Origin of the sequence: Thermoanaerobacterium aotearoense (assembly GCF_009905255.1) — a bacterium.
In the GTDB taxonomy this organism is placed as follows: Bacteria; Bacillota; Thermoanaerobacteria; order Thermoanaerobacterales; family Thermoanaerobacteraceae; genus Thermoanaerobacterium; species Thermoanaerobacterium aotearoense.
This window is the reverse complement of the sequence record NZ_CP047602.1, coordinates 674,442-687,722: the sequence shown is the minus strand read 5'-3', so window position 1 is coordinate 687,722 and position 13,281 is coordinate 674,442. Positions and strand designations below refer to the sequence as shown.

13 protein-coding genes are annotated in these 13,281 nt (G+C 37.7%); 3 read left to right on the top strand and 10 right to left on the bottom strand.

Annotation, left to right across the window (positions count from 1 at the left end; all coding sequences use genetic code 11):
• Positions 1-68: 68 nt before the first annotated feature.
• From GSH73_RS03325 to GSH73_RS03315, 3 genes are read left to right on the top strand one after another with little or no spacing between them, the layout of a single operon-like run.
• Entirely contained in the window at positions 69-1,091 is a 1,023-nt protein-coding gene (locus GSH73_RS03325) for a methionine ABC transporter ATP-binding protein (RefSeq protein WP_014759395.1), read from the top strand.
• Positions 1,078-1,755 carry a methionine ABC transporter permease gene (locus GSH73_RS03320; protein WP_014759396.1) on the top strand — a complete coding sequence of 226 codons (678 nt, stop codon included), beginning with the start codon at positions 1,078-1,080 and terminating at the stop codon, positions 1,753-1,755. The genes GSH73_RS03325 and GSH73_RS03320 overlap by 14 nt, the downstream gene beginning before the upstream one ends.
• Positions 1,756-1,769: 14 nt before the next feature.
• Entirely contained in the window at positions 1,770-2,615 is an 846-nt protein-coding gene (locus GSH73_RS03315; protein ID WP_014759397.1) for a MetQ/NlpA family ABC transporter substrate-binding protein, read from the top strand.
• A 32-nt stretch (positions 2,616-2,647) separates the two neighbouring features.
• Here GSH73_RS03315 and spoVB read toward each other — a convergent pair whose 3' ends face one another.
• The 10 genes from spoVB to purF all read right to left on the bottom strand — a co-directional run bounded on the left by spoVB (position 2,648) and on the right by purF (position 13,272).
• Positions 2,648-4,207 (bottom strand): stage V sporulation protein B, encoded by a 1,560-nt coding sequence (gene spoVB / locus GSH73_RS03310; protein WP_014759398.1) that lies wholly within the window; start codon positions 4,205-4,207, stop codon positions 2,648-2,650.
• A 50-nt stretch (positions 4,208-4,257) separates the two neighbouring features.
• Positions 4,258-4,698: an S-ribosylhomocysteine lyase gene (locus GSH73_RS03305; RefSeq protein WP_014759399.1), complete on the bottom strand. Its 441-nt coding sequence runs from the start codon at positions 4,696-4,698 to the stop codon at positions 4,258-4,260.
• Positions 4,699-4,841: 143 nt separating this feature from the next.
• Positions 4,842-5,021: a hypothetical protein gene (locus GSH73_RS03300; protein ID WP_014759400.1), complete on the bottom strand. Its 180-nt coding sequence runs from the start codon at positions 5,019-5,021 to the stop codon at positions 4,842-4,844.
• Between the two features lie 244 nt (positions 5,022-5,265).
• A complete protein-coding gene (locus GSH73_RS03295; protein ID WP_014759401.1) occupies positions 5,266-6,501 on the bottom strand; it encodes a M20 metallopeptidase family protein in 1,236 nt (411 codons plus the stop codon).
• A 21-nt stretch (positions 6,502-6,522) separates the two neighbouring features.
• On the bottom strand, positions 6,523-7,314 hold the full coding sequence (gene murI / locus GSH73_RS03290; RefSeq protein WP_014759402.1) for a glutamate racemase: 792 nt from the start codon (positions 7,312-7,314) through the stop codon (positions 6,523-6,525).
• 108 nt (positions 7,315-7,422) lie between these two features.
• A complete protein-coding gene (gene purD, locus GSH73_RS03285) occupies positions 7,423-8,673 on the bottom strand; it encodes a phosphoribosylamine--glycine ligase (RefSeq protein WP_014759403.1) in 1,251 nt (416 codons plus the stop codon).
• 31 nt (positions 8,674-8,704) lie between these two features.
• Complete coding sequence (gene purH / locus GSH73_RS03280) at positions 8,705-10,231, bottom strand: bifunctional phosphoribosylaminoimidazolecarboxamide formyltransferase/IMP cyclohydrolase (protein ID WP_014759404.1); 1,527 nt, start codon at positions 10,229-10,231, stop codon at positions 8,705-8,707.
• 11 nt (positions 10,232-10,242) lie between these two features.
• Complete coding sequence (purN, locus tag GSH73_RS03275) at positions 10,243-10,851, bottom strand: phosphoribosylglycinamide formyltransferase (protein ID WP_014759405.1); 609 nt, start codon at positions 10,849-10,851, stop codon at positions 10,243-10,245.
• On the bottom strand, positions 10,848-11,858 hold the full coding sequence (purM, locus tag GSH73_RS03270; RefSeq protein ID WP_014759406.1) for a phosphoribosylformylglycinamidine cyclo-ligase: 1,011 nt from the start codon (positions 11,856-11,858) through the stop codon (positions 10,848-10,850). Before purM ends, purN begins: the two co-directional genes overlap by 4 nt.
• A 16-nt stretch (positions 11,859-11,874) precedes the next feature.
• Positions 11,875-13,272, bottom strand: coding sequence for an amidophosphoribosyltransferase (gene purF / locus GSH73_RS03265; RefSeq protein ID WP_014759407.1), 1,398 nt, complete (start codon positions 13,270-13,272; stop codon positions 11,875-11,877).
• Between the last annotated feature and the right edge of the window lie 9 nt (positions 13,273-13,281).

Below are 13,281 nucleotides of genomic sequence, written 5' to 3'. Positions count from 1 at the left end.
AAACCTCTTTCATTGGAGGTTTTTTTTATTGCTTTTTTAAATTACATTTGTGAAAAGAAGGTGAAGATTTGATCGAAATAAAAAATTTAAGCAAAGTTTACAGCACAAGCGGAAAAGACGTAGTGGCTTTAAAAGACATCAACTTAACCATAAGCGATGGTGAAATTTACGGCATAATGGGTTTAAGCGGCGCAGGAAAATCATCATTGATAAGATGCATCAACATGCTGGAAAAACCCACATCTGGCAGCATATTGATAAACGGCGTAGAAATGACAAAGCTAAAGCCAAAAGAACTGAGAAATATGAGAAAGAAGATTGGCATGATATTTCAGCATTTCAATCTTCTGATGAACTCTACAGTGTATGAAAACATAGCATTTCCTCTTAAGATCTCGAAAGTCAGCGACTCTGTCATAAAAAAGCGCGTTGATGAGTTGCTGGATGTAGTAGATTTAAAAGACAAAAAATACGCATATCCTTCGCAGTTGTCTGGAGGTCAAAAACAGCGTGTAGGCATTGCAAGGGCTTTAGCAAATAACCCAGACATAATTCTATCTGATGAAGCCACATCCGCTTTAGACCCCACCACGACAGAATCCATTTTAAATCTTTTAAAGAACATAAACAAGCAATACGGAATTACAATCGTGGTGATAACTCACGAAATGTCTGTCATAAGAAATCTGTGCGACAAAGTGGCAGTCTTAGAAGACGGTAGAATAATCGAGGAAGGAAATGTAATAGACATCTTTTCAAATCCTTCAACAGAAACGTCTAAGAGATTTTTAAAAGATATGATAGCTGAACTTCCGCCAGATATATTGCTTGATGACGAAAATCCAAACGAGGAAATCTTAAGATTATCGTTTTTTGACAGCAGCAGCAATCAGCCTGTCATATCCCACATGATAAAAAATTTTGATGTTGAAGTTAATATCATTTCTGGAAATATCGAAAGGGTGCAAAACTCACAAATAGGAAATCTCCTAATAAAAATAAGTGGTGAAGAAAACTCCATAAAAGATGCGATAAAATTCTTAGAAAATAATGGTCTTAGAATAGAGGTGCTTAAAAATGGTATCGTCTAATGCATTGCAATATCTGTTAAACTTGTGGCAGCTTATGGAAGAGCCTCTTTGGGAATCTTTATACATGGTATTTTTCTCAACGCTTTTCTCAGTAATCATAGGAATGCCTCTTGGCATAATACTCGTCATAACTGATAAAGGTCATATAAAGGAAAATCTAAAGTTAAATCAGATATTAGGTACTGTGATCAATGTCATGAGATCTGTGCCATTCATAATTCTCATAATCGCGATCTTCCCATTGGCAAGGCTTATAGTTGGCACAACTATAGGACCTACTGCAGCCATAGTGCCACTGTCCATTGCAGCGGCACCATTTGTGGCAAGAGTTATAGAGTCATCCCTAAAAGAAGTAGACTGGGGCGTCATTGAAGCATCTATATCAGTTGGCGCTTCAATACCACAGATAATATTTAAAGTCATGATTCCAGAATCATTGCCATCGCTTGTACTGGGAATAACCCTTACAGTGATAAACATCTTAGGGTATTCTGCTATGGCAGGTGCTATCGGAGGAGGTGGTTTAGGAGATCTCGCTATAAGATATGGGTATCAAAGGTTTCAGACAGATGTGCTTATTGCCACAATCATCGTCTTAATAATCTTTGTAGAAATCGTGCAAAGAATAGGAAACTATCTCGCAAAAAAAGTTGATAAAAGATGAAAGGATGGTATGTAATGAAAAAATCATTGTTATTTCTCACGCTTATATTAACATTTGCATTTATCTTATCAGGATGCACAAAGTCCAACAATGTATCCACCGCATCCAATGCAAACTCAAATGCAGATAGCTCTAATAAAACGACGAAAATAGTCGTTGGCGCAACGCCAAACCCACACGCAGAAATACTTAACGTAGTAAAGCCTATCCTTGCAAAAGAAGGCATAGATCTTGAAATAAAAGAATTTACAGATTATGTGACGCCAAATACTGCACTTGTCGACAAGCAAATCGATGCAAATTTCTTCCAGCACGTTCCGTACCTTGAGGACTTTGAAAAGAAAAATAATGTAAAATTAGTCCCATTAGTCAAAGTGCACGTGGAACCGATGGGCGCATATTCAAAAAAGATAAAATCAAAGGATGAGTTGAAAGATGGCGCAACAGTAGCTGTACCAAATGATGCTACAAACGAAGGAAGAGCACTGCTGCTACTGCAAAAAGAGGGACTAATCAAGCTAAAAGATCCAAATGGCCTTACACAGACTCCCAGAGACATCGTAGATAATCCAAAGCACCTAAAAATTGTAGAGCTTGAAGCACCTCAGCTTCCAAGGACACTTCAAGATGTGGATTTAGCCATTATAAACACTAATTTTGCATTAGAGGCAAACTTAAATCCTCTAAAGGACGCAATTTTTATGGAAGACAAAAATTCTCCTTATGCTAATGTATTAGTCGTAAGGGAGGACAATCAAAACGATCCAGCGATACAAAAGTTGGCAAAAGCCTTAAATTCTGATGAGGTCAAGAAATTTATCGAAGACAAGTACAAAGGCGCTATAGTTCCAGCTTTTTAACATGAGAAAAAACCCGTTTTAAGCGGGTTTTATTATTTATTTCTGGAAAATATCAGTCTGTTTAAGTCCTCCAAGTATGGAAGCTTCACAAGTTGACATGATATAATGTACACTAAAAATCCCGATAATACTGTAATAGACATTGTAATCCATTCGTTCGCAATTGCTGCAGTCAGATTAAAATAAACGATCGTGTCATAAATGCCCATTATAAGTGCAGCTATAAGTGGTTTTAAGAACCAATTGTTAAAATCAATTTCTAAATTAGTAAGCTTAACTAATGCTTTAAAATTTAAAAAGAAGACAAAGGCATCAGCGAATATGAAGCCGTAAATGTACCCGAAAAGCCTTAAACTTGGTATAGGCACTAATAAATACATGGCAATCACAGAGATTGCAGTCCATATAGCAGAATTTCTCAAAACTAAATTTTGCATTCCAAGCCCATTTAATATGCTTGTGACTATTGATTCAAGATACGCAAAAATGCTTCCTGCAGCTATAAGCTTAACAAGTACGCCGACGCCTGGACTTTTAGGGTAAAGCAGTGAAGCTATTTCATCAGGCAACATTACAAACAATACGGCTGCCGGTATGCCTATCATAGTAGTATACCCTATCGCTTGATTTATCCTCTGTCTTACTGTATCCCATCTTTTTAAAGATGCCGCTTCTGAAACGGCAGGAAGCACTGTAACTGATAAGCTCATTGTTATAACTGCAGGCATGTATGCAAGAGGATAAGCCATCCCAGACAGCTTACCAAACTCAGATATAGCTTCTTTGTGTGAAAGTCCCGATTTAACAAGTTTTGAAGGTATAATTAGAGATTCAAACAAGTCCAAAATGTTTACAATCATTCTTGAGATGGTAATTGGAAAAGATGTCTTTATTACTGTCTTTGCAATATCTGCCTTCTTCCATATTGTACCTTCATTTGGCATTTCCTCGTTTATGTATTTTAATTCGCGCCTGTAGTAAAATATATACATGATAAAACTTGTTACTTCTCCTATGGCTATTCCAAATACGGCTATTGCTGCAGCATACTCCAGCTTCATTCCTGTAAATACGCTGAATAAATACAATGTCAAAAAAACTCTCACTATCTGCTCAACAATCTCAGACACCGATGCAGGAACCATGTTAATTAAACCTTGGAAAAAGCCTTTGAATATAGAAGATGATGAAACCACAATCAGTACAGGTGAAAAAATCAATATTGATAGATACGCTCGTGGCTCGTGAAGCAAGTTGTTTGATATGTACTTGGCATTAAAAAATATTATAGAAGAAATTGCTATACCCATTACAATTACGATAAAAAAAGAAACTTCCATTATGCTGAAAATATTTTTTTTGTTATTTTTGGCTCTTTCTTCAGACACAAACCGGGACGTAACTGCCGTAATGCCTGATGTTATAAATGTTATCGATACAAAATAAATTGGCAGGGCTATTTGATATATGCCGGTTCCTTCAGAGCCCAGCAGATTAGAAAGAATGATTCTGAATACAAACCCAATAGTCCTATCAACTATATTGGCTATAGTTAAAATAAAAGCACCGCGAACAAAAGATCTATTGCGCATACATGACACCTCACAATAGTTTATTCGCGGCTTTTAATATATATTACTCATCAAAGTTTTTCCAAAACAGCCTTCGCATATTCTTTCGCTGTAAAAAGAGAATGGTCTCTATAATTTCCGCACTGAATCTCATTTGTAGCAGGCACATCTTCTTCTTTTGTAGCTAAGACCCTTTCCAAGACTTTTTTCAAGGCATCTTTTATCTCGTCAATTGATGTGTCTCCAAACTTTGTAAGGTAAAATCCAGTCCTGCACCCCATAGGTGAAATATCTATTATGTCGTCGAAATAATCTCTAAAGTAAGTAGCAAATAAATGCTCTAATGTATGAATGCCACCTGTAGGTATTGAATCTACATTTGGCTGTGTCAACCTTATGTCGTATTTGGTTACAACATCACCGTTAGGTCCAACTAAAGTGCCTGATTTTCTCACGTACGGTGCTTTCACCGTTCTATGATCTAATTTAAAGCTTTCAACTTTTATCTCCATTATATCACCTCGTTGATTGTTGATACATTATATTTTATCATTTTTCTTCACATTTACCAACATTAAGCCAATGGGTTCGGGGCAGAAAATAAAAATATCCGGCATAGCCGGATGTAGTGTTTTAAATGGGAGGAATCTTTCATCTATCTTAACTTGTAACTATACGCTAATTCACTGAAATCTTCATTTTTAATTGCTGTATCAACCGTATCTTTGTAGCCAAACTCACTTCTTAAAAATTCTTCGTACTCAGTATTGTCTTTCTCTATCGTTGCGGGTACAAATATCATTATAAATGCCATCAATGTAATTATAAATAACATCTTTCATCACCCACCCTTCAATACATATTATGCATCAAAAATCTAATTTTGTCAAGATTTACTTCATATAAATTATTTTTGCAAGATTTCCTGTATTTTTGCAAATATATAAACCTATTCTCAAAATTATACATCAGCATGGCTATATATGGCAAAAAATTATGCATAAATATGTATCAAAGGCGTTTTTGATTTCCAATTTATTTTTATTGGTTACAAAAATTTTTTAATAAAATTGCTAATTCTATAAAGAGTCGCTGTAATTAAACATATTTTTAAGCGTCCTCTTTTGCTTAACTGCATCTTTTGAGTCATTTTTTAAATAATTTATGGCAGTCAATACATGTATAGCTATGCCATAAGGAATGCAGCTTTCATCAACGTCAAACATGTTGTTGTGAATGGGCTTATCTATTCCCTTCTCCTTATTTCCACATCCTAATTTATAAAAGCATCCGGGAACTTTCTTCAAGTAGTATGCAAAATCTTCAACGCCAAGCGTCGGCAATACGCTTATTACATTGCTATCACCTACGATTGATGCAGCACTTCTTTTCATTATGTCTATCATACTGCTATCGTTTATAAGGCACGGATATCCTTCCACGCGATTAAATTCGGCTTTGCCTCCCATCGCTTCTGCAGTATTTTTAGCTATGTCTTCAACCCTTGAGGCTATCTTGTGGCGGTTTTCCTCATTTAGCATCCTTATTATTCCAGACATGCGCACTTTGCTGGCAATGACATTTCTGGCGTATCCGCCTTCAATGCTGCCGATAGTTATGACAAGAGGCTCTAATGGATTTGATTCTCTGCTTACGACTGCTTGAATCATGTTGATTATGTTTGCAGATATTACTATAGGGTCTACAGATTTGTGGGGTTCCGCTCCATGGCTGCTTTTGCCTATTACGTTTATGTCAAACATATCCGATGACGCGTAAGCTTTTCCATATGTGTAGCCAATTTGTCCAACATTGAGGTCTGGGTCTACGTGCAAGCCTATGATCGCATCTACTTTTGGATCATCAAAAACACCTGCATCAAGCATAGGCTTAGCTCCTCCTGTAGTCTCCTCAGCAGGTTGAAAGATAAATTTCACATTGCCATCAATTTTATCTTTCATCTTAGATATAAGCTTAGCTGCTCCAAGAGCAATTGCCGTATGCACATCATGTCCACAAGCGTGCATTTTGCCAGGTACAGCCGAAGCATAAGGCAAATCATTTTCTTCCTGTATTGGAAGTGCATCCATATCAGCTCTAATAGCTATAGTTTTCTGCCCATTGCCGTAAATCGTCCCTACAATGCCGGTCTTTGCAATTGTCCTTGTTTCGATTCCTAAACTGCCAAGATACCTCTTTACAAGCTCAGACGTCTTTGTCTCCTCAAATCCAAGCTCCGGCTCTCTGTGTATTTTTCTCCTTATCTCTACGATTTCCTCTTGAATCTTTATGGCTTCTTTTAAAATTTCATTCATGTTTCTCCCCTCTTTATAATTTTAATATTTCTCTATGTCAACGCAGCTTATGTTCTCGATATCTTCATTTAGTATGAGTTTCGCAACATCTGCAAATTTTTTCGCATCGCCGCTTACAAAATAATGAGTTTCACCGCCAGTCAAATTAAGCATATCATTTTCTTTCAAATAATTCATCACATCATATGACAATCTAATAGCCGGATCAACTATTAGCACATCTTCCCTTACGGCATTTTTGATGGCATTTAAAAGTATCGGATAATGGGTACACCCTAAGACAAGCGTGTCAATTCCCTCATCGTTTAAATTTTTTAAATATTCCTCAGCCAATTTAAACGATTCGTCACTTTCTGATAGCCCTTTTTCCACCAATGGAACAAATCCTGGACAAGCTTTTTGGAAAATGTCTGCATCTTTATTTTTAAGTTTTATAGTTTTAGCGTAGCTACCGCTTTCTACTGTCCTTGTAGTAGCTATTATACCAACTTTATTGTTCCTTGTAATGCCGGCAGCGCTTTCGGCCCCAGCTTCCAAAACACTAAAAAGAATCTCGTTATATTCACTCTTATCGATTGAAGCACACGTAGTATTGCAAGCAATAACTATTATCTTAGTGTTTTTCTCATTCATAAAATTGATTATCTGCTTTGCATACATTTCTATTTCATCTTTAGGCTTATCACCGTACGGCACTCTTTTTGTATCACCAAAATATATGTAATCCTCATTTGGCAATAGTTCCTTTAATTTCTTCAATACTGTAAGTCCGCCTACACCTGAGTCAAACACTCCTATCGGTCTTCTATCCATTTCACCACATCCTATTTTGTTGATATTCTATTATATAATATCACAAAAAGTGTGGATTGATAACAAAGATGCAAAAAACCCGCATGGCAAAACCATACGGGTTCACTTTCAAATGATGCCTATATCGCTTCTAAAATACATTCCTTCAAAGTGTATCTTCTTAAGCTCATCATACGCTTTTTCTCTTGCTTCTTCGTAAGTATTTCCCAGCGCTGTGACTTCCAAGACTCTCCCACCAGACGTTTTGTACTTGCCGTCTCTTTTTACAGTTCCTGCATGGTAGACAAAAACTCCATCTGTATTTTCAACACCTGTTATATCATGCCCTGTATCAAACTCACCAGGGTAACCTTCTGACGCTGCCACTACGCAGACAGCTTTTTTATCCTCCCATTCTATTTTCATATCACTAAGCCTTTCATCGATTATAGCCTCTACTATGTCAATAAGATCTGTCTTTAAAAGCGGAAGGACAACCTGTGTCTCAGGATCTCCAAACCTTGCATTGAATTCTAAAACTTTCGGTCCATCTTCTGTAAGTATTAGCCCAGCGTAAAGGACTCCTTTGTATACTATCCCTTCTTTTTTCAGAGAAGCTATGACTGGTTTTAATATGGTTTCCACTACAACACTAAGCAGTTTATCACCAAAGTAAGGATTTGGAGCTATGTTGCCCATGCCACCTGTATTTGGCCCTTTATCCCCATCGTAGATTCTCTTATAGTCCATAGCAGATACCATCGGGACTATCGTATTTCCATCAGTAAATGCCAACACAGAAACTTCTTTTCCGAAAAGCATCTCTTCTATTATCACTGTATCGCCAGATGTTCCAAACCGTTTTTCCTTCATAAGTATATCTAAAGCTTCTTTTGCCTCTTTATAGCTGTATACCAAAAATACTCCTTTTCCTTGCGCTAATCCGTCAGCCTTTATGACAACAGGATACCATACATCCTTTAAAAAGTTTAATGCCGCATCATATCTGTCAAAAGCCTTAAATCTGGCAGTAGGAATGTTGTACTTATGAAGCAGCAGTTTTGTAAAATATTTGCTGCCTTCTATAGCAGCGGCATCTCTTCTCGGTCCAAAAATTCTAAGTCCGCTGCTTTCAAATTCATCAACTATGCCTTTCATCAGAGGAACTTCAGGACCCACGATCGTCAAGTCTACATTGCTATCAATAGCAAATTTCTTAAGCTTCTCCACATCAGATACATTTATATCAACACATTCTGCTATATCAGAAATACCACCATTTCCGGGGGCACAATATATTCTATCTACCTTTTCGCTTTCCCTGATCTTTTTAACTATGGCATGCTCTCTGCCACCGCCACCTATAACAAGAACATTCATACTCTCTCCTCCAAACAATCGAGGCATCCATTTAATGTTTAAAATGCCTTATACCTGTGAATATCATTGAAATCCCAGCTTTATCTGCCGCATCAATGGATGCATCATCATTTATAGACCCACCTGGCTGGATAATTGATGTAATGCCTGCTTTTGATGCTTCTTCCACAACATCAGGAAATGGGAAAAACGCATCTGAAGCCAACACACTTCCCCTTGCTTTTTCACCTGCTTGTCTTATGGACTGCTCTGTAGGCCAAATGCGGTTCACCTGCCCTGCTCCAATTCCAACAGTCATGCCGTCTTTAGCCAAAACGATGGCATTTGATTTCACATGCTTCACGACTTTCCAAGCAAACCTTAAATCCTTAAGCTCCCTTTCACTTGGAGCATTTTTTGTGACGACAGTCAGTTTATCATCGTACAGGTCAACTTCATCTTTTTCCTGAACCAATATTCCGCCTTCTACCTTCTTCAAATCGTACTCTTTTACATATCCATCTGAAAGTTTGAGAATTCTAACATTTTTCTTTTTCTCAAGAATCGCCAACGCTTCTTCCTCAAAGTCAGGAGCTATTATTATCTCTAAGAATATCTTCGAAAGCTCTAAAGCCGTATTTGCATCTAATTTGCGGTTAAACGCCACAATGCCGCCAAATATTGAAACTGGATCGCATTCGTAAGCTTTCTTGAAGGCATCGTATATATTGTCTGCAACTGCAACGCCACATGGATTTGTATGCTTTACTGCCACTGCGGCAGGTTCATCAAACTCTTTAAGTAGTTCAATCGCAGCATTTGCGTCGTTTATATTGTTGAAAGAAAGCTCTTTCCCATGCAGCTTTACGCATTCAGATATTCCAAAAGATTTCAATGAGTTTTTGTAAAATGCAGCTTTTTGATGTGGATTCTCGCCATATCTCATGTCCTGCGATTTCTCAAAAGAAAAGGTTATTGTATCAGGAAACTCTACGCCATTTTTATCTAAAAGGTAATTGTATATAAGTGAATCGTATGATGCGGTGTGTCCAAATGCTTTCATCGCAAGGTAAAATCTGGTTTCTTCCTTCGTATTGCCGTATTCTTTTATCTCCTCAACAACTTTATCGTAGTCGTCAGGATCAACTAAGACTGTCACGTATCTGTAGTTTTTAGCCGCAGCTCTAATCATGGAAGGTCCGCCGATGTCTATATTCTCTATTGCATCTTCCAGCGTAACATCGTCTTTTAATATCGTCTCTTTAAAAGGATACAGATTTACTGCTACTATGTCGATAGGCTTTATACCATTTTCCTCCAACTGCCTTCTATGGTTTTCATCGTCTCTTATGGCTAAAAGTCCTCCGTGTATCTTAGGATGCAGTGTTTTGACTCTGCCATCTAAGATCTCAGGAAAACCTGTAACATCTGAGACTTTTACGGCGTTTATGCCCATATCCTTTAATAGCCTGTACGTGCCGCCAGTCGATAATATCTCATATCCCATCTCATCTAACTTCTTTGCAAAGTCCACAATTCCATCCTTTTTAGACACGCTTATCAATGCTCTCTTTGACATCATCATACCTCCTATTTTATATAAACCTTTCTTCCTTCAACTTTAAGCCTTCCTTCAGTAAACAGCTTTACAGCATAAGGCAGCAATCTGTGCTCCAGCTTCAAGACTTTAGATGCTACCGTTTCAGGTGTATCGTCATCTTCAACCTTTACCACATCTTGCATTATGATAGGCCCCGTATCTGCGCCTGAGTCAACAAAATGAACTGTGCAGCCAGTGTATTTTACACCGTAATCAACGACAGCCTTGTGGACATTTATGCCGTAGTACCCTTTGCCACAAAACGATGGTATTAAAGACGGATGTATGTTTATTATCCTATTATGATACTTATTTACGATCTCTTCGTTCAATATCGTTATGAAACCTGCCAAGATTATTCCATCTGGATTTATCTCATTGATAACATTGGCAAGCTCATTATAAAACTTGTCTTTTAACTTCTTTTTAGGGATACAATAAGCAGGTATATTGTTCATTTCAGCCCTTTTCAAAGCGTACGCTCCTTCTTTATCGCTAATAAGAGCCACAATTTCAGCGTTGATATATCCGCTTTTAATGCCATCTATGATAGACTGAAAGTCAGTGCCATTTCCTGACGCCATAACCAATAATCTCATAGCAATACCTCTTTTTCACCATTTACAATTTCTCCTATTATAAATGGTTTCTCACCCGCAGCTTTTAACCGGCTTACTGCATCGTCACATTGATGATTTGGAACAATAATGATCATCCCGATTCCCATGTTAAACGTCCTGTACATTTCTATGTCATCAATGTTTCCAATGTCTTTTATTAGGCTAAATATGTGCGGGACATCCCACGATTTTTTGTCTATTCTGGCAGATACGCCGTCTTTTAACGTCCTCGGTATATTGTCTACAAATCCTCCGCCTGTTATGTGGGCCATCCCTTTAATGTTTATGCCTTTTAAGGATTTAAAAGCTTTCACATATATTCTTGTAGGTTTTAAGATGACTTCCCCTAACGACAGTCCGTATTCTTCTATATAATCATCAGTGCTCATTTTGCCTACATCAAACAAGACTTTTCTCACCAATGAATATCCATTGGAGTGTATCCCTGATGATGCAAGTCCTATTATTACATCACCGACTTCAATATTTCTGCCGTCGATTATCTCGTCTTTTTCAACAGCGCCTACTGCAAAACCAGCAAGGTCAAATTCGCCTTCATTGTACATACCTGGAAGCTCTGCTGTCTCTCCTCCTATCAATGCACACTCCGCTTCACTGCATCCTGCTGCAATGCCTTTTATAACTTCAATGCCTACATCGCTTTGCAACTTCCCAGTAGCAAAGTAGTCAAGGAAAAATAAAGGTTTTGCACCACTGACGATTATATCATTAACACACATGGCAACTAAGTCTACACCTATAGTATCGTACTTTTTCATCATAAAAGCAATCTTTAGCTTTGTCCCAACCCCATCTGTGCCTGAAACCAGAACAGGATTCTTATAATCTGTCAGTTGGTAAAGAGCTCCAAAACCGCCTATTCCATTTAAAACACCGCCTTTTATAGTGGCTTTCGCAATAGGCTTTATCATTTCTACAAATCTATTTCCCTCATCTATATTTACACCAGCATCTTTGTAGTCCATGGCATCCTCCTTAAATTTACTTTTTTTCAAAAAGGTATTTGCTGCCTTCTTTTGGGACTTCCATAGGATACTTTCCATCAAAACATGCTGCACAGATGCTTTCTAAGCCCACACTTTCTTTTAAACCTTCTAAGCTTAAAAAGCTTAAGCTGTCTGCTCCAATGTAATCCCGGATATCCTTCACTTCCATGTATGAACCTACCAGCTCTTTCTTAGTAGGAGTATCTATTCCAAAATAACAGGAATACTTGACAGGAGGAGAACTTATCCTTACGTGTACTTCTTTTGCACCGCCTTTTTTCAAAAGCGACACAAGCCTTTTCATAGTAGTGCCTCGTACAATAGAATCGTCAATCAATACGATTCTTTTATCCTTTACCAGCTCTTTTAAGACATTTAATTTGACTCGCACACCGATTTCCCTGTCTTTCTGTTTTGGACAGATAAAAGTTCGTCCTATATACTTATTTTTAATAAGCCCCTCTCCTATTGGAATACCTGATTGAAAAGAGTATCCTCGCGAAGCCGGTACTCCAGAATCAGGAACGGGTACCACCAAATCAGCATCTACACTGCTTTCTATGGCTAATCTCTTTCCCATTTCATACCTTGCCTTATAAACGCTAACTCCTTCTAATACGCTGTCAGGCCTCGAAAAGTATATATACTCAAAAACACATGGCATCTTTTTTTCAAAAGTGTCGACTTTCACAGAGTTTAAACCATTTTTATCTATTATAACTATCTCTCCAGGCTCTACATCTCTAATAAGCTCTGCTCCAATCACATCCAGTGCGCACGATTCAGATGATAGATAGTAATTTCCATCCTTTACGCCTATGCAAAGTGGTCTGATGCCATTTTTGTCTCTTATTCCTATTAGCTTGTCTTCCATCAATATAACCAATGCGTACGAGCCTTTAATCTTTTCTATCGTCTTTACGAGAGATTCCACCAGTCCGTTGCGATAATACTTAGCTATCAAGTGAAGTATGATCTCGCTGTCAGATGTGGTCTGAAGAATCCTGCCTTCCTCTTCCAGCTCTTTTCTAAGCTCTAATGCGTTTATCAAATTGCCGTTATGCGCCAAAGCCATATATCCACTGCTAAAATTCGCAACAAATGGCTGCGCATTGCAGGCATCGCTGTTTCCAGTAGTCGAATATCTTACATGACCTATTCCTACATTTCCTTCAAGGTCATCTATGTTTTCTTTAGAAAACACTTCTAATAGAAGCCCCATACCTTTTATGCAGTTTACATAAGAGCCTTTTAGCACAGCAATTCCTGCGCTTTCCTGACCACGATGCTGCAGTGCTTGAAGTCCATAGTATATATGGTGATGTATCGGATTATTTAAGCTAAATGCTCCAAATACTCCACATTCTTCTTTTAACTTTACAGTTTCAATCATAATTTTACC